General features: G+C 39.4%; 19 protein-coding genes. 7 read left to right on the forward strand and 12 right to left on the reverse strand.

Annotated features, from left to right (window positions below; genetic code table 11):
* The first annotated feature begins 3 nt into the window (after window positions 1–3).
* On the forward strand, window positions 4–1863 hold the full coding sequence (locus tag GSQ84_RS02895) for an Nramp family divalent metal transporter (protein WP_158795746.1): 1860 nt from the start codon (window positions 4–6) through the stop codon (window positions 1861–1863).
* A gap of 79 nt (window positions 1864–1942) precedes the next feature.
* A complete protein-coding gene (gene smpB / locus GSQ84_RS02900; RefSeq protein ID WP_158795747.1) occupies window positions 1943–2392 on the forward strand; it encodes an SsrA-binding protein SmpB in 450 nt (149 codons plus the stop codon).
* 3 nt (window positions 2393–2395) lie between these two features.
* Here the strand turns inward: smpB and GSQ84_RS02905 are convergent, their stop codons facing one another.
* Window positions 2396–3052 (reverse strand): protein-L-isoaspartate(D-aspartate) O-methyltransferase, encoded by a 657-nt coding sequence (locus tag GSQ84_RS02905; protein ID WP_158795748.1) that lies wholly within the window; start codon window positions 3050–3052, stop codon window positions 2396–2398.
* Between the two features lie 279 nt (window positions 3053–3331).
* Here GSQ84_RS02905 and GSQ84_RS02910 point away from each other — a divergent pair, with 279 nt between their 5' ends.
* Window positions 3332–4015 (forward strand): hypothetical protein, encoded by a 684-nt coding sequence (locus GSQ84_RS02910; protein ID WP_158795749.1) that lies wholly within the window; start codon window positions 3332–3334, stop codon window positions 4013–4015.
* On the opposite strand, the gene priA is transcribed toward GSQ84_RS02910, so the two are convergent.
* On the reverse strand, window positions 4012–6492 hold the full coding sequence (priA, locus tag GSQ84_RS02915; protein WP_254070765.1) for a primosomal protein N': 2481 nt from the start codon (window positions 6490–6492) through the stop codon (window positions 4012–4014). The genes GSQ84_RS02910 and priA overlap by 4 nt on opposite strands.
* The gene (locus GSQ84_RS02920; RefSeq protein ID WP_158795750.1) at window positions 6493–6879 is read right to left on the reverse strand and encodes a DUF423 domain-containing protein; all 387 of its coding nucleotides are present in this window, start codon (window positions 6877–6879) and stop codon (window positions 6493–6495) included. It abuts the gene before it with no gap.
* 168 nt (window positions 6880–7047) lie between these two features.
* On the opposite strand from GSQ84_RS02920, the gene GSQ84_RS02925 reads away from it, so the two are divergent.
* Window positions 7048–8628, forward strand: a complete 1581-nt coding sequence (locus tag GSQ84_RS02925; protein WP_158795751.1) for a DUF3352 domain-containing protein — start codon at window positions 7048–7050, stop codon at window positions 8626–8628.
* Between the two features lie 112 nt (window positions 8629–8740).
* Window positions 8741–10168, forward strand: a complete 1428-nt coding sequence (locus GSQ84_RS02930; protein WP_158795752.1) for a DUF5723 family protein — start codon at window positions 8741–8743, stop codon at window positions 10166–10168.
* On the opposite strand, the gene tsaB is transcribed toward GSQ84_RS02930, so the two are convergent.
* The 8 genes from tsaB to GSQ84_RS02970 form a co-directional block, all read right to left on the reverse strand.
* On the reverse strand, window positions 10165–10851 hold the full coding sequence (tsaB, locus tag GSQ84_RS02935; RefSeq protein ID WP_158795753.1) for a tRNA (adenosine(37)-N6)-threonylcarbamoyltransferase complex dimerization subunit type 1 TsaB: 687 nt from the start codon (window positions 10849–10851) through the stop codon (window positions 10165–10167). The two genes, GSQ84_RS02930 and tsaB, sit on opposite strands and share 4 nt — an antisense overlap.
* Before the next feature lie 18 nt (window positions 10852–10869).
* Window positions 10870–11100: a membrane protein insertion efficiency factor YidD gene (gene yidD / locus GSQ84_RS02940; protein WP_158795754.1), complete on the reverse strand. Its 231-nt coding sequence runs from the start codon at window positions 11098–11100 to the stop codon at window positions 10870–10872.
* A complete protein-coding gene (locus tag GSQ84_RS02945; RefSeq protein ID WP_158795755.1) occupies window positions 11087–11482 on the reverse strand; it encodes a ribonuclease P protein component in 396 nt (131 codons plus the stop codon). Before GSQ84_RS02945 ends, yidD begins: the two co-directional genes overlap by 14 nt.
* 62 nt (window positions 11483–11544) lie before the next feature.
* The gene (gene rpmH, locus GSQ84_RS02950) at window positions 11545–11703 is read right to left on the reverse strand and encodes a 50S ribosomal protein L34 (protein WP_073232865.1); all 159 of its coding nucleotides are present in this window, start codon (window positions 11701–11703) and stop codon (window positions 11545–11547) included.
* Window positions 11704–11809: 106 nt separating this feature from the next.
* On the reverse strand, window positions 11810–12544 hold the full coding sequence (locus GSQ84_RS02955) for a LytTR family DNA-binding domain-containing protein (protein WP_158795756.1): 735 nt from the start codon (window positions 12542–12544) through the stop codon (window positions 11810–11812).
* The gene (locus GSQ84_RS02960; RefSeq protein ID WP_254070766.1) at window positions 12522–13583 is read right to left on the reverse strand and encodes a sensor histidine kinase; all 1062 of its coding nucleotides are present in this window, start codon (window positions 13581–13583) and stop codon (window positions 12522–12524) included. Before GSQ84_RS02960 ends, GSQ84_RS02955 begins: the two co-directional genes overlap by 23 nt.
* A 10-nt stretch (window positions 13584–13593) precedes the next feature.
* Window positions 13594–14331, reverse strand: a complete 738-nt coding sequence (locus GSQ84_RS02965) for a LiaI-LiaF-like domain-containing protein (protein ID WP_158795757.1) — start codon at window positions 14329–14331, stop codon at window positions 13594–13596.
* A gap of 7 nt (window positions 14332–14338) precedes the next feature.
* Window positions 14339–14704 (reverse strand): LiaI-LiaF-like domain-containing protein, encoded by a 366-nt coding sequence (locus tag GSQ84_RS02970; protein ID WP_158795758.1) that lies wholly within the window; start codon window positions 14702–14704, stop codon window positions 14339–14341.
* A 252-nt stretch (window positions 14705–14956) separates the two neighbouring features.
* Here GSQ84_RS02970 and GSQ84_RS02975 point away from each other — a divergent pair, with 252 nt between their 5' ends.
* The gene (locus GSQ84_RS02975; RefSeq protein WP_158795759.1) at window positions 14957–15817 is read left to right on the forward strand and encodes a ChaN family lipoprotein; all 861 of its coding nucleotides are present in this window, start codon (window positions 14957–14959) and stop codon (window positions 15815–15817) included.
* A gap of 35 nt (window positions 15818–15852) precedes the next feature.
* On the opposite strand, the gene mscL is transcribed toward GSQ84_RS02975, so the two are convergent.
* Window positions 15853–16302 (reverse strand): large conductance mechanosensitive channel protein MscL, encoded by a 450-nt coding sequence (gene mscL / locus GSQ84_RS02980; RefSeq protein WP_158795760.1) that lies wholly within the window; start codon window positions 16300–16302, stop codon window positions 15853–15855.
* A gap of 172 nt (window positions 16303–16474) precedes the next feature.
* On the opposite strand from mscL, the gene rpoN reads away from it, so the two are divergent.
* Complete coding sequence (gene rpoN / locus GSQ84_RS02985; RefSeq protein WP_158795761.1) at window positions 16475–17947, forward strand: RNA polymerase factor sigma-54; 1473 nt, start codon at window positions 16475–16477, stop codon at window positions 17945–17947.
* Window positions 17948–17965 lie beyond the last annotated feature (18 nt).

The raw sequence follows: 17965 nt of genomic DNA on the forward strand, positions 1-17965 counted from the left end.
TCCATGAAAAACTCAGAATCGTTAAGCGAAGTACATGAAAGTGTAGATACCAGTAAAAGGACAGGCTGGAGAAGACTCCTCTCTTTTATAGGACCAGCCTACCTCGTGAGTGTAGGATATATGGACCCTGGAAACTGGGCCACAGACCTGGCCGGAGGAAGTAAGTTCGGCTATCAGCTGATCTGGATTTTACTGATGTCTAACCTGATCGCCTTGTTACTACAATCTTTAAGCGCCAGGCTGGGGATAGTTAGGGGACTTGACCTGGCGCAAGCTTCAAGAAATGCGTATCCTAAATGGGCCAATATTCCATTATTTGGTTTGGCACAAACAGCCATTGTAGCATGTGATCTTGCCGAAATCATTGGTATGGCAATTGGTTTAAACCTTCTTTTTGGCCTTCCACTGATCTGGGGTATCAGCGTAACCATTTTTGACACCGTTCTTCTATTATTTCTGATGAATAAAGGAATGCGCAAAATGGAAGTATTTATCGTTTCCATGGTTTTTATTGTTGGCTTATCCTTTCTTGTAGAAATGTTTATTGTTGAACCTTCATTCAAAGAAATTGCCAGGGGGCTTCAACCTTCTTTTTTATCGGGACAAGCCTTGTATATTGCTATTGGGATTATTGGGGCTACAGTGATGCCACATAACCTTTACCTGCATTCTTCCCTGGTACAAACCAGAAAATTTGACCGGGATGAGAAAGGAATCAGAGAAGCGATAAAATTCAATTTCATTGATACCGCAGTAGCATTAAACCTTGCTTTTTTTGTCAATGCAGCTATTCTGATCCTTGCCGCCGCTGCTTTTTTTAAAAATGGCTTGCATGAAGTAGCCGAGATACAGGATGCCTACAAACTATTGGGACATATTTTTGGCAGGGTTGCCCCCACCCTTTTTGCATTGGCTTTAATCGCTGCCGGTCAAAGTTCAACCGTTACCGGTACGCTTGCCGGGCAGATCATCATGGAAGGACATATTCATTTGAGGATACAACCCTGGCTACGCAGGTTTATTACCCGCTTGCTGGCTATTATCCCCGCCTTTTTTACTATTCTGTATTACGGAAACGACGCCTTGGGCGGATTGTTGATCCTGAGCCAGGTGGTGCTGAGTTTACAGTTGGGATTTGCAGTAATCCCGCTGATTCACTTTACCTCCGATAAAAAAGAAATGAAAGGTTTTGCGATCAAATTATGGGTTAAGGTTATTGCCTGGGTAAGCGCTGCAGTTATCGTCATCCTGAATATAAAATTAGTAATTGAACAGATCACAAGCTGGTCTAAAGCAGCAGATGGCTGGTATATGTATATACTGATTATACCAATAGCCATCCTGATAGGCCTTTTCCTGCTGTATATTTTTATTTATCCCCTGTTCATCAAGAGTAAAATCAGAAGTAATGTACCTCACGGAAATGCTCTTGAAATAGAACATATAGAAAAGATCCACTATACGAGGATTGGCATTACAGTAGATTTTTCTAAAAATGACCTCAATACCATCAAACATGCGTTAATCCAGGGAGGAAAACACGGTGAATATCATCTGATCCATATTGTAGAAACAGCTGTGGCCCGCTACCATGGAAAAACAACTATGGACCATGAAACATTGAGTGATACGGATAACCTGGAAAAATACAGCTCAAACCTAAAAGAACTTGGCTATCATGCTATCCCGCATATTGGTTTTGGTAATGCTTCGAGAGCTATTGCCGATATCACCAAAACCAACGACCTGGAATTACTGGTTATGGGTGCCCATGGCCATAACGGATTAAAAGATTTAATATTTGGCACGACTGTGGAAGCAGTAAGACATAAAATCACCGTTCCTGTTTTAGTGGTCAGATAACCATTTAAAATAGGGCGGCTTGTAAAATTCAGATAAAGCTGTCGTAAATCGACATTTCTTTCTGATATTAGCGAATTCTATGAAGAACGACATTCAAATAAAAAATAAAAGAGCTTACTTCGATTACCATGTTGTTGAAAAATACAATGCCGGCCTTGCCTTATTAGGAACAGAAATAAAAGCAATCAGACAGGGAAAAGCCAATATGACAGATGCTTTTTGCATGTTTATCGGCAATATTTTATACGTTAGAAACCTCCATATCTCAGAATATAGCCACAGTTCATTTCATCACCATGATATTAAACGTGACAGGGTCTTACTGCTGCAAAAAAAAGAATTGAAAAAACTAAAATTCAGGAGCGAAGAAAAAGGATATACCATTGTGCCTCTTCGCATTTTTACCAATGAAAGAGGTTTTGCTAAAATTGAAATTGCACTTGCACAGGGGAAAAAAGATTTTGATAAGAGAGACAGTATTAAAGACCGTGAATCCAAACGCGAAATGGACCGGGCTATGAAAAGCTAAAGCCTACCATGCCTGATCCCCTACAAGGGGAACAAATCTAAATGTATCCAGCTCAAATTTCTCGTACTCAGTTTCATTAACCCGGATAACAGTAACCATAGTCTGTGAATTTGCGTCACCCACAGGGATAACCAGCATTCCTCCAATCTTTAATTGTTTTAACAAAATCTCAGGAACAAAAGGCGCTCCGGCTGTGACAATGATTTTGTGATACGGGGCATGCTGTGCAATTCCCATAGAGCCGTCCCCAAAAAAGAAATTGGCATGATAACCCATTCCAGGTAATACTTTCAGGGTATGCCTGTAAATGCTCTCCTGTCTTTCAATTGTATATACTTCAGCACCCAGCTCCATCAAAATACAGGTTTGATAACCAGAACCTGTACCGATCTCCAATACCCGCTCTCCTTTAACAATATGCAGCAGCTCACTCTGATAAGCTACTGTATAGGGTTGTGAAATAGTTTGCCCATCGCCTATTGGAAAAGCAATATCCTTATAAGCCTGGTTCCAGAAAGTCTCATCAAAAAAGAAATGCCGGGGAACTTTGCCAATTGCATTTAGTACGCGTTCATCAGTTATTCCTCTTGATCCAAGGTGTTCTACCAATTTCTTACGCGCGCCCCGCTCCCGGTAATTATCTACAAATTTATATGCCATTGAATCTCAAAAATACTTCTTTGAAATCGGATTTTAAGGTTTTAATTCCTATAAAATTAAGCCTTAGTAGTCAAACTACAGTAGATCAGACTTTAGTAAAGAACTTATCATAGCATAAAAAGAAAAAATATTTTGTTTGATACAGCAATAATAGTCTTCCAAAAAACGCTTACCAGAGTGTATTTATTTCTAGTAAAGAAGAATATATTTACTTCGGGGACTTTTAAGAAAGTGGAGCAAATTATTATATAATTTAGTCCGCACACCAATTTTTTACGTATGAGACGCTCATTTTTGTTACTGTTCATCTGCTCTGTATTTTCCATCAGGGCATATTCACAATTGAATGGAAACTACAATTACTCGATTTCACTGACAGGATTTACTCTCCTGCAAAACCCAAAAATATTTGAGCAGGATCCCCAAAAATATATTACGAGTTATGTTAATGGTGGAATGGTTAAGCTCAATGACAACCAGATCAGCTATCGCTTTGGCGGCAGCTTTGTACAAAAAAATATAAGTTTCGAGAAAGACTGTACAAATTGCAATATTGCCAACGGAAAAATCACAGATTATACCTTTAAAATAGGATTTGAGAAAAACTTTGGCTTTTCCAATATACAGCCTTATTTTGCATTTGATCTGGGTTATCGGTACAACCGGTTTAAAGGATATATGAATACACTAAATAACCAGCAGGCGGTTGCTGCTTCAAATGCAGCGGAAGAAACGAAAAACGGGTTAACCCTGGCGCCAGCTATTGGCGTTAAGATCGATCCCACAGACAAGATCACTATTTTTGCAGAAAGCAGTTTACAGTTTTATTATGCACATGACCGTGAGGGAAAAGGTGCTGCAAATTCCTTAGGCATAACCGGAATAAATAGTTTTAGCAAGGGGGAATTTCTGATCAATCCTATCACTATGGGGATGCAGGTCCATTTTGGAAATAAAAACTAATAGGGATCAACATCGATCTGCATGATCACCCCCTTATAAGTCTTCTCGGCATTAAAATCTGCCATAGTCTGTTTAAGAATAGCTTTCACCTTTTGAATAGAGGTAGATTTCTCTGTTTTAATAATCAGCTGTTTAATATAGTAATTCCTGATCCTCGAAACCAGGGGCTGCTCAGGTCCTAATACACGATTACCCAACTGTGCCCTCAATAGCGCGGCAAAATGAGCTGCAGCGGCATTCAGTAAATTTGCATCCCTATGTTTTACATTAATAAAGATCAGCCTGGTAAAAGGCGGATAATGAAACTGCTGCCGTTCTGCAATTTCATCATTATACATTTCGAGGTAATTATTATCCACCACTTGTTTAATGATCCGGTGTTTATCGTCATAAGCCTGAATACAGACCTTCCCCTGTTTATCACGCCTTCCTGCACGCCCTGCTACCTGTGCTAGTAACTGGTAACTGCGTTCAAAAGCCCTGAAATCCGGATAATTCAACAGCGTATCGGCATTGATCACGCCAATTAAGGTAACGTTATCAAAATCAAGTCCTTTAGCTACCATCTGTGTGCCGATCAGGATGTCAGTTTTCTTGTCCTGGAAATCGCCTATAATCTTCTGCAGACTATTTTTAGTCCTGGTACTATCTACATCCAGTCTTGCAATTTTAGCCTCGGGTAAAATGAGGCTCAGTTCTTCTTCTACCCGTTCTGTTCCAAAACCCTTTTGCTCTATATGCACAGAACCACAGGCAGGACATATATTCATACTGTTTTCATGGTAGCCACAGTAATGACAATGGAGCCTGCCACTGCTTTTATGGAACGTCAGACTTACATCGCAGTTCACACATTTAGGTGCAAAACCGCAGGTTTTACAAATTAAAATAGTAGCATAACCCCTTCGGTTCTGAAACAGGATGACCTGTTCTTTCTTCTCCAGCGTAGCAGTGATGTCATCGATTAAAACGCTGGAGAAATAAGAAACCATCTTTTTCCTCTTTGTTTCTTCCGATATGCTAACAATCTGCTGAACCGGCAGTTCTACTCCCCCGAACCTTTCATTAAGGGTAACCAAACCATATTTATGGTTCAAAGCATTATAATAACTTTCTATAGAAGGTGTTGCAGATCCCAAAACAATTTTCGCCTGGTGAAGGTGGGCCAGGTAAACGGCAGCATCCCTCGCCTGATATCTGGGGCTGGGCTCATTCTGCTTGTAGGAAGATTCATGCTCTTCATCCACTACAATCAGCTTCAGGTTATTAAAGGGCAAAAATACGGCAGAACGGGCACCTAAAACTACCCTGTACTTCCCATTGATCACATTATTCCAGATCTCTACACGTTCATTATCATTAAACTTGGAGTGATAAACACCTATCGCATCACCAAAATAACGTCTTATTCTTTCCACGATTTGCGTGGTAAGCGCTATTTCAGGAAGCAGGAACAACACCTGTCCGCCAGCTGCAATAGCTTCTTCAATCAGCTTAATATAAACCTGGGTTTTACCGGAAGCAGTGATACCATGCAACAACACCACTTCTTTCGACTGAAATTCAGTTTGAATCCTTGTCAAGGCCACAGTTTGCGCTGCACTTAATTTAAAATTCAGGATCAGCTCATCAGACTCGTCTTTTAAACGGCTTACCGGCTTCTTTTTAACGGAAAAAATTTCTTTGTCAATCAATGATTTTAATGCTCCCTGACCGCAGTTACTTTCTTCCAGCAATTGCTGTTTAGCTATTTCTATTCCCGATTTGGAAAGTTTAAGATAAGCCAGCAGGGCATCCAACTGTTTTGGCGCTCTTTCCAGCACCTCAAAAAGCTGTCTTAAATGAGCTTCTTCCTGGTAAAAAGGATTTAAGGTGATATAGGATTTTAAAAGAGGTTTGTATTTTTCTATAACTTCTTCCGCGATATAGACAACCTCCATGTTCAGCAGCGACTTAATAATTGGAAACACTGTTTTCTGTCCCAATAAAGCAGAAATCTGATCTACTGTAAGTTTTTGTTGTTTTTCAAGGGCAGCGATCAGAATAACCTCCTTATCTGTAAGGGTTAAACTCTCTACAGCAATATCATCACGAAGAATGATGATCGTTTCACTGGCCAATTTTAAACCGGCCGGAAGCGCCGCTGCCATAACATCCCCTTCATTACATAAATAGTAATCCATCATCCAGTCCCAAAACTGGAACTGCTGCATATTCACTACCGGATATTCATCAATCACATCAATAATATACTTGGCCTCGTATAATTCAGGCGCAGTACGACTGATACTCTTAATCAAGGCCGTATAGATCTTATTCTTTCCAAATTGAACAATTACCCTTTTACCAACGGCAACATGTTCATTTAATTGAAAAGGGACACGGTAACTATAATTTTTGGCAAGAGAAAGCGGTAAGATTACCTCTATGAACAGGGTATCCCTTTCCTCAAAATCCAGCATAGTAGAATCCTGCATTTATCTGTTTTTTAATGCTGCAAAAAAGAGAAGTCCCCAGCCTGCAATCAGCAAAAGCCCACCCAAAGGAGTAATCGGGCCTATGATATTAATAAACTCTATATGCGTGATCTGCAGGGTGGCCAGCAGGTAAAGTGAACCTGAAAAAAACACCATTCCCACTGTAAAACACAGATAAGAAAGATCTACCAATTTTGTTCTGAACCTATTAAACGTAGATAAAAATAGTAATGCAAAAGTATGATAAAATTGGTATTCAACTCCTTTATTCCATATCGCCACAGCATCAGCAGAAACCAGATTTTTCAAGCCATGAGCACCAAAAGCACCCAGCATTACCGCTACTGCACCAAAAAAAGAAGCAGTCAAAATTATTCGTCTATTCATTCATTTCAGCTTTACTGCTTTCACAAAATTAATAAACCTGTTTGCATTTTCTCTAGTAATCGAACTATTAAATTAAATTTGCATTCACACAGGTGAAACCATCATGGGCTTTAGGGCTTTCAATTGGTGATGAATAGCTTTATCACTGGTAAAATCAATTAAATAGAAATGAAAAGAATTTATTTCACCCTGATTATATTATTGCTGGCGATGGCAGGAATGGCCTATCTGTACTTTTCAAAACTGAACAGAGAGCACAGCTATAATGAAATTAGTCTTTACGCGGCTACAGAAAACTCAGGCCTTGTCTTTTCTGTTCAGAATGATAAAAGTGTATTAGACATCCTTAAAGGACAGAATTTTTTTCAGAAACTAATTGGAGCAACTAAATTTAATCAGCTGAGTTTGTTAAAGGACAAGATCATTGCTAACCCAGCTATCAATAACCTGATTTCAAAAAGGGACATCTACATCAGTTTCTCTGCCGGAAAAAACAAAAAAATTGATTACCTGCTCAGCACGCAGCTCAATGACGAACGCGACAAGCCAATGTTACTGGAAATGATGCGGTCGAATGGAATGCAAATTACCGATACCGCAGGCATCATGAAATTAATTGTGAATGACAGTACTTCCCTTTACCTGGGTATGGAAAAGAACCTGATCCTGTTGTCCAATCAGCCGGCCCCTGTAAAAACAGCAATCAATCCGCAAAAGAAAACAACCGAATTTGTGGCCTATATCCAATCGAACAATAAGCTCAGTAAAAATAGCGTAGGCAATCTTTATATAGATTTTAACAAAATTCCTGCGTTACTAAAAGCTACCCTTCCGGGAACATTAAGCGGAAACCTCTCGGTTTTTAATCACCAGGATTCCTTTTCTGCACTTAACTATAACTTCAGCAGGGAAAGGGTGTTTTTCAACGGAAATACCCACCTGAATGACAAGAACAATTACCTCTATTTATTTACAAACCTGACACCACAAAAAAACACGATTGACAACCTGCTGCCAGACCAGACAGCGAACTTCAGGTTATTTGTGATCCCCAACTATAAGACCTGGCGAAACTCCCTGAAAGAATGGTTTAAAGCAAATAAGGACGCCGCCAAAGTAAAAAACATCATAGAAAAAACAAACAGGGATTACCACCTGGATCCGGAGGATATTTTACCGGTATATTTTAAAGATCAGCTGATCACTTTCCAGTTAAAATCTGCTGAAGATATTGCGGCAATTAATTTAACCAATGGCGACAGGGTGAAACAGCTTTTACTGGACATCAGTGAAGATGATAACCAGGACATTAAACTGATGAAAGTATCCGGACTGTTTTATTGTTATTTCGGTGAACCTTTTAAAAAATTCAGCAAACCTTATTATACCATCATTGACAATTATCTGGTATTTTCTAACCGATCCGGAGCCTTAGAGGAATTTTTAAATGCTTATAAAAACAATAAATTATTGGTCAACACTCCTGATTATATTAACCTGTACAGCCAGATCTCAAACAATTCCAGTATCACTTTTTATGTGAACCCTAAAAACTCGTCCGGCTTAATCAGAAAGAATATTTATATGCCATTTTATAAACACTTTACAATCCTGCAAGGCGTAGACGGATTTAGTTCTTTCATCTATCAGCTAAATGGGGACAAAGGAAATTTTCAAACCAATCTATTGTTAAATACTGTTCCCGAAAGTACAGCAACTATAAACCCAAACCTTCAGCCTGAAAATTAAAGGACATAAAACAGTCTGTCAGGGTGTTGAATTTTTAAGATCATAAATAATTAACATAGGAATAATCGGATTCTTCTATTTAATTACCCATATTTAAGAACAGTTTGAAAATATGGCAAAAACATACCTGACACTTTTTATTCTCTTAATTATCTCGACACAAATTAAAGCGCAGCAATATGGTCTTTTTAATACCAGAACACTATTTGATGCTTTTGAAAATCCTGCACAGCCTGCTTTTGCCCTGGATTCTTCCAGGCAGTATGCTTCAAATTTTTTGCTTCCTTATTTTGGACTCAATGCGGCAAACAAAGGAGAATCGAACTATGTACTTAGCGACCTCATAAACCACGGCAAATACAATACTGACAATGTACCCATCGGTAACAACAACAGGAACAAGATTTATGAAAATTCTAATGTTTACCTGCTAACTTTCAGGATTTTTCAGTCCTATAAATACCATAAGGAACTGGGATTTTCGTGGCAGGTGCGTACCGACGGATATGCAGATTATACCAATGAAACGCTGGTTGCCTTCGGCGATTACAGCAGGTTCACGAGTTCACAAAATGGATTATTTAATGGGCATGGTTATGGACAGTCATACCATCAGTTCAGTATGACCTATCGCGAAAATGTAGACAAGCGGTTGTCTTTGGGAGTAAAACTGAGTCTGCTCAGTGGAATAACTTACAACAAAATAGATATTACCCAGTCGAGTATAGCAGTAGATCCTGCAACAAATGCACTGAGCGTAGGGCTTTCTGGTAACTATGAATCCAATTACCTGCGTGCAAGCGAGCTTTCTACCAAATCATTTTTACCCAATTTTAAAAACCCCGGCTTATCTGCTGGTTTTGGTACCACCTATAATGCAAAAAGCGGGGTAACCATCATCGCAAATGTTAAGGACCTCGGTTTCATCAGATGGAATAAAGATTCCCATTCTATCAATATTGATAATCAGGAAGTAACGGTAGCACAAGACCCGAGCCTGATCCCTACAGAAGGACTGGTCTCTCAAAACACCTTAGATAAAGAACTGGAAAATCTATTTATTAATTCCGATAAACAAAAAAGTTTTTACACCCCTACCAATGCAAAAGCTGATTTTTTGATCTCTAAAACATTCGGATCTTATAAACCTAATTTTATCGTTTCAAAGAATCTATTTTATGCAGGAGGGGATGTTGCCTTCGTAAATACCATGAAATTCGGCCAATATTCAGCTAGTCTTACACCCGCTTACAATATGATTGGATTTATGATGCTGGGCCTGCAGGGTATGTATCAGACGCCTAATTTTGAGTTCTTCCTGGGAAGCGACAATCTGCTGAGAACGGCTAAAATAAAACAGGTGGCCAGTGTGAGTTCTGGTTATACCGGCGCATCTGTCTACTTAGGACTGGCTATTAAATTCGGATATGTAGTAGAACATCCTCAGAACAGCAGTTACATGCCCGGCGTTGGCGATGGTGCCAATGAAACAGGCTTTTTCCATAAACTTTTCAGAATGTTTAAAAAAGATGGCGATTAAACTTTCTTCTTAGCGGGTGTGATTACAAAATCCTTAAGGTAATATGGTTCGAAATAAGCTACATCCTCAAAATGGACACTGTTAAAAGCCTGATCAGCTAAACTACTCATATTGGCCGCGGAATTAAAATTAAGAGAAGAGAAGGCTGCATTTACAGATAGAATTGAATCGCTGCATTTTAATGCACCATCGCCAATAAAGGTAATCTGGCCACTAGCCAGTTCTTCCTCATAAGCGTGTTCATCTATAATTTTTGCCGTTACCGGTAATATTTCCTGAAGCGAAGCATCATATAATCCGGTAAACACTTCCATTCTCCTTGCATCGATCATCGGGCATACCAGACCAGTATAATCCGGAAATAAGGTCAAAAACCCTTTCGCCATCATACGCAGGGTGCTGATGCCGATTAAAGGTTTATCTACCGCAAAACAAATCCCTTTGGCGGTGGATACGCCAATACGAAGACCAGTATAGGACCCGGGACCGCTGCTTACCGCTACAGCATCAAGATCTGTATAGCTAACGCCGGCCTTTTCCATGACTTCCTCAATGAACAAAGTAAGGCTTCCCGCATGTATATTCTGGGCAGCAAGTTCTTTCAGTGCGATGGTCTCGCCATTTACAGACAGCGCCGCCGAGCATACCTGTGTTGCTGTTTCGATTTGGAGAATGGTTGCCATTGTTATATTTTTTTTTAATTATGGAACAGGATCATGCCCATGTGCACCCCATGGATGACAGCGGCCAATGCGCTTAAGCGTTAGCCAGCCTCCCTTAAAAGGACCGTGCTTTTTAATAGCCTCTATACCGTATTGGGAACAGGTTGGCGTAAAACGGCAGCTTGCCCCTAAGATGGGTGATAAAAACCATTGATAAAACTTAATGATACCTAAAAAAATCCAGCCGATAACCCGTTTAATCAGTTCCATTAGCGCCAATGGTTAAAATCAGTTTTTTAAAAGCACCTGTAAGTTTCTTTTCAAAAAAGGCATATTCACCATGCTCCTTACCAATAAACTGGATAGACAGCAATAGCGTTTGATCAGGAAAATTGAGTAATGGATAAAGATCTTCCGACTTATGCAGCCGGTAAACTTCGCGGGTTCTGCGTTTGATCAGATTTCTGTCGTGCGCCCGCTTAAACCTTTTCTTAGATACATTGATTACTACCTGCGCAGGAAAATCACTTTTACCAGGCACAAATAAATAAGACAAACGAAAAGGATACAATAAAAAAGAAGAACCGTTCTTAAATAGCAGATCTAATGATTTCCTGCTGCATAACCGTTCTTCTTTAGTAAATGTCTTCATGTTTTTGATCGCTTAATTGCAGACATAATGATCTGCCGGCACTTAACGTGCAGCAATCAAAATTATGCTTTGTGACGACGTTCGTCAGAAACTGATAATTTGCTTCTTCCTTTTGCACGACGAGAAGCTAATACTCTTCTACCGTTTGCTGTAGCCATTCTTTCGCGGAAGCCGTGTTTGTTTCTTCTCTTTCTTTGCGAAGGTTGGAATGTTCTTTTCATAACTGTATGATATCTTAACTATTATTTTTTTAAATAAGAGGTGCAAATATAGTGCGATTTTTTCTTAAATGCAATAGACCCGCCCCTATTTTATTTTTTTTGATCACTATAAACCCAAAGATGTTTTCAGTTTCAGATAACCTGTCTTGCTAACCGGCAGCCAAATACCTGACTTTAGGAGCACTACATAATTATCTTTCTCTTTTAACTCTATTTTGCTTACCTGTGCTAAATTAATCAGGTAAGAACGATGGATGCGTATAAATTGGTCGCTATCCAGCGTCTGCTCAAAAAAGCTCATCGTTTTATTTTTATAAAAATTACCTTCGGTAGTGCTTATTTTAACCTGGTCGTCATCTGCTTCAAAATAATGAATATCGGCCACAGGCAGAATCTTAATCACGCCGTTCGTTTTCACTACGATCCGGTTATGCTGCGCAGGGCTCATTGCCGCTGTTTCCAGCAGCTCAGGTATCAGTTCTGTTTGTTTTAACCTGGCCGGCAGCTTATGCATCGCCTGATCAAATCTATCCTGGTCTATAGGCTTAAGCAGGTAATCGGCTGCATTTACCTCAAAGGCCTTAATGGCATATTCATCAAATGCAGTGGTAAATATCACTACAGGTGGCTGGTCTACCAGTTCCAGCATCTCAAAACCATTGATCTTTGGCATTTGTATATCCAGGAAAATAAAATCAGGATGATGCTGGGCAATGGCCTTTAAACCTTCAAATCCATCACTGCATTCTGCAACAATTTCAATATCCGGAAAATTCTTCAGGTAGTGTTTTACCACATCTCTTGCTAAAGGCTCATCGTCAATGAGTATCGTTCTGATCATATTGCTGTGGTATTTTGAGTGTTGTTAAATAGATGTTCCCTTCCAGTGAATTGGTTTGCAGCAGCTCAGTGTCTGCAAACAGCAAATATAATCTTCTTCTGATAGCTGTCAAGCCAAAACCTGTCCCTCCTGCTGATTTTATTTCAGGATCATAGGGGTTTTGCACACTGATCTTCAGCACGTGGTTTTCTACCTTCACGGCTATAGAGATCAGTACAGGGGCCGAGGTGTTATAGAGTCCGAACTTGATTGCATTCTCTACAATCGGCTGAAGCAGCGTTCCCGGCAGGCACAGGTCGAGCGTAGCTTCCTCAATCTGTATATCCAGATTAAGGCGATGGCTAAACCTCACCTTTTCTATATCCAGATAGAGCTGGATATATTCCATTTCTTCCGCTACACTTACCCAAACTTCATCATCCCTCTTCAGCGTCCCCCTTAAAAAGGATGCCAGCTTAGTGATCATGGTACCTGCTTCTTTAGGATTAACAATGGTCAGCGCATACACAGAATTGAGACTGTTAAATAAAAAATGCGGCTGCAGCTGATGCCTTAATTTATTCAGCTCGGCTTCTTTAGCTAAATTCTTTGCTGTAAATAAGCGGACCTGCGTTTCCGACTGTTCTTCCAGCCTATACCATAATACGTTGGCAAATGCACACCAGGCCAGAAAAACAAACAGGATCATAAACCTGAAGGGCAACGAAAAGGTCAGAAAGCTAGTGTAGGTGAGGTAATGCACAAAAATGCTGCTCAGCAAAAACCTGCTGATGAAAGAAATGGCAGCAGCCAGCACAAGGCTTAATATAATTACAAACAACACCAGCTCGCGCTTGGGCTGATAAAATTTTAAAACCGTACCCAAAATCAAACAGGAAAACCCCAAAAGAATATTGGTAATTAAACTGTCTGCAGCAGAAGCGAACCAGTTTAAATTTAAAGTATAATAAAACAGTAAAACAAAGGCAGCTATCCAGACCAGGAAGAGTGTAACTGCCGTCGTTTGTATACGTTTACTTAACAAAGGATTATTCGTCACGTTCTGATTTTTAATAGTTTCTGATATCTACCCCACCAAATAAAGCTACTCCTTTTATTTTTAATATTTTAAAAGGTTCTTCTCCGAGAGGAGGAATTGACCTTTTATCGTCAACACCTCCAAATAATGGTGTAATTGATGATTTTACAATCCAGTTTGGTGGAATAATAATTTTAAACCCTCCAAATACAGCTACCACATCCAAAGTAGCCGTGCCTTCAAAATCTGCTTTGGTCAGGTCCAGCTCACATCCCCCAAAAATAGATGTCACATTGCCACCTTTAAAGTTTTTGGAATAAATACGCTGTTTACTACCGCTAAATACATTTACAGAATCTACATAATCATTGTCATCACCTGGAGTTTCTTCAGTCTCCGGCTCACTGGCCAGGTTAAAATCCAATAGTTTTTTCCTCCATTGATCTTTCCGGGATGGCCTTAAGATTAAGATCAACCCCAGTACAATAAAGCCAAAAGCCAGGTAATATTGGGATAAATCCAGATGAACCATATCTTCGAATGTAAAATATCCGCCGATAAGCACCATAATTAACCATCCATTGCCCCTAAAATTATGTCTTATCCCAACGATTAAGCCAATTGCCATTAGAAACGTAGACCAGCTGAATACCCAGTCGGGAACCCCGATTCCAAAATTCCTTAAAAAAAAGATGAGGCCAATCACTAAAAGAATTAAGCCACTCCCCATCCGGTTAGCGTGGCTATTTTTATTTTTATATGTTTCCATGATTATGTTAATTAAAATTCACAGGTTTTTTCTCCCATCTGAAAGAATGTCTGTTCCCTTGTCTGAAGAGCAGGAATAAACCTATTACAATAAATCCTATAGGGAAAAAATAGGAAGACAGGTCTGCATGGAACATCGTTTCAATGGTAAAATAACTTCCAATCAGTACTGTTGCCAGCCATCCGTTTCCATGGAAATCATGTTTATAGCCAATTAATAGTCCTATGGCAACCATTAATGCCGACCAGCTAAATATCCAGTCAGGAACGTTAACGCCTAAATTGTTTAACAAAAATACCAGGCCAATTGCCAAAAGAAGTAAGCCGTTTCCAACCTTGTTTGAACGACCATTTGTGTTTATATCAGTTTTCATTGTTATTATTTTTTATCTATTCTTTAATGTTGATCTAAAGTAAGGCCTATAAACAGATTCCTAAATAGCCATCCCCCATATCACCGTAAAAAACCGGTGAATGCCTTTTTTTTACCGGTAAAATATTCTCCCGAATGGCCGTATTCAGAAAGAAATAATCAGGAGAGTATCATACCTGCAAAATTGAACAGGTCAATGGATAAATTATACGTTAATTTGAAGCGTACAAAATTCGACACGAAATTTACAGGCATGAAGAAAATCCTTTTATTACTGAGCTGGGCACTGTTACCTTCCATTTTATTTGCACAAAAAACGAATTATAGTATTTATGAAACTAAAACCGGGAAGACCATAACTGTAGAGGAATTGGTTAAAAATATAAAAAATGTAGATGTACTGGTATTTGGTGAAGAGCACAATGATTCCACAGGACATCAGCTTGAAGCGCAGATCTATGAAAAAATGCTGCAGGATTATCCCGGAACAGCACTATCGATGGAAATGTTCTGCACGGATGTTCAGCCTGTGATCAATGAATATCTGCTGGACCTGATTTCTGAAAAAAACTTTATTAAAGAAACCCGGGCGTGGAACAATTATACAGATTACCAAACCCTGATAGAACTGGCTAAAACAAACAAAACCGATATTGTGGGTGCCAATGCAGCTACCAGATATAGTAATGCGGTCTCGATGTCAGGATTGCAAAAACTGGCCGAATTTCCTGCTGCCTCGAGAGCTTTTTTACCTCCATTACCTATCGATACAGCTACGGGAAGATACCATGAGAAATTCATAGAAACGCTTGGCGGGCACGATATGGGCAGCATGAAGATCTATCAGACCCAGAATTTATGGGATGCAACGATGGGATGGTCTATTGCAAAATATGCCAAACTATATCCTAAGAAAAAAATACTGCATTTAAACGGAAGGTTTCACAGCGATGAGCACATCGGCGTAATTACACAAATAAAAAAGTACGCCCCAAAATTAACAGTAGCCAACATTTCCTGTTTCTCTGCCGCTACAATGGACGATCAGGACAAGAAAAAATACGCCGAGCTGGGTGATTATGTGATCATCACCAACACGCCGGCAGCCAATTAAAGGGAGTGGAATTGATCCACTCCCCCTATTACTAACTATACTGCTTTTGTTTTTAGCAGGTCTCTGATCTCTGTCAACAAAGTTTCTTCAGTTGTAGGTGCTGGTGCAGGTTTAGGCGCTTCTTCTTCTTTACGTTTCATCGCATTGATCGCTTTCACCATCAGGAATATAATAAAGGCCAGAATGATAAAATTGATTACCTCAGTCGCAAAATTACCCCAGGCAAAAACAGGTCCCGCCTTTTTTGCATCCTCTAAAGAAGCGTTTGGATTAGCGGCTACAAATGCCCTTACTTTCTCGTTTAGCGGGATATAAAAATTAGTAAACCCTTTATCCCCGATCAATAAACTTATAGGTGGCATGATCAGATCGTTTACCATAGAAGTAACAATTTTACCAAATGCCCCGCCAATAATCACACCGACAGCAAGGTCTACGACATTGCCTTTTACTGCAAACTCTTTAAATTCCTTAACAAAACTCATAATCTAATTTTAATTTGTGGTCACTTATCATTTAAAAGTATAAACTTTATTCTAAAAACCACTGTTTTCCCGGAAAGTTTCATCCAATTATAATAATAGATATGAGTCTATAGTTTATATCTAAACCAAATGCTTATTTTTGAAACGGGTCAAAATACCTTTTCTACACAACATGCTTAAACAACACCTACAACAAAAATTACTTCAAAAATTATCGCCTCAGCAAATTCAATTCATCAAATTGCTGCAGGTTCCTACCGTTTCCCTTGATACCCGAATAAAAGAAGAATTAGAAGAAAACCCGGCGCTTGAAGACCCAAGTTTAATGATTGCCGAGGAACCTAAGGGAGAGTACGATGATTTGAATGATACACCCGAAGATTTTGATGGAGGTTCAAAAGAAGAAAGCATCGATGAATTTAATGTAGATGATTATTTGCAGGACGATGGTGGAAATGATTACAGCACATCATATAATAACAGTGATGATGACGAGGAAAAAAAAGAAACCCCTATAGCTATAGAGAGTACTTTTTTTGAAAGTCTGCAGGAACAACTGGACCTGGTACCGCTGTCAGACCAGGATTTTATCATTGGTAAACAGATCATCGGCAGTTTAGATGATGACGGTTACCTGAGAAGACCAATTACTTCGATGATCGATGACCTTGCCTTTTCACAAAATGCAATGGTTGAAGAAGAAGATGTACTGGAAATGTTAAAGGTGATACAGAGTTTTGACCCTCCCGGAATTGCTGCAAGGGATCTTCAGGAATGTCTTACCCTGCAATTACGCAGAAAAGACCCGCTGAACCCGATCATTCAGAAAGCCATTCTGATCGTGGAGAATTACCTGGATGAATTTACCAGGAAACATTACGATAAACTGGAGAAATCACTGGGTTTAAACAGTGAAGACCTCAAAGAAATTATAGCCGAAATACTGCGTCTTAATCCAAAACCCGGAGATTCAAATCAGGTTACCACAAAACAACTGCAGGTAATCCCCGATTTTCATATTTCCAATAACGACTCGGTACTGATCCTCACGCTGAATTCAAAAAATGCACCCGAACTAAGGGTAAGCCGTTCTTACATTGATATGTTTGAGCACTATGATAAAGCTGCCCAAAAAGATAAAAAACTAAAAGAAGCCGTACAATTTGTAAAGCAAAAACTGGATTCTGCAAAATGGTTCATTGACGCTATCAAACAGCGTCAGCAAACCCTGCTTAAAACCATGAACGCCATCATGCAATATCAGTATGAGTACCTGCTCACAGGAGATGAACGTAAAATGCGCCCAATGATCCTGAAAGATATCGCTGATAAAATTGATATGGATATCTCAACAGTATCGAGGGTGGCCAACTCAAAATATGTGCAGACCGAATTTGGTACTTTCCTGCTAAAATCTTTTTTCTCTGAAGCTATCCAAACTGAAAGTGGCGAGGAAGTATCCAACAAAGAAGTAAAAAAGATCCTGGAAGACTGTATTGGCAATGAAGATAAACGCAAGCCGCTGGCTGATGAAAAACTAACCGAGATCTTAAAAGAACAAGGTTACAATATTGCACGAAGAACTGTTGCCAAATATAGGGAGCAAATGAATATTCCTGTAGCCAGGCTTAGAAAAGAATTGTAAATTTTAATATTCATGCTC

Source organism: Pedobacter sp. L105, from assembly GCF_009765875.1.
GTDB lineage: Bacteria > Bacteroidota > Bacteroidia > Sphingobacteriales > Sphingobacteriaceae > Pedobacter.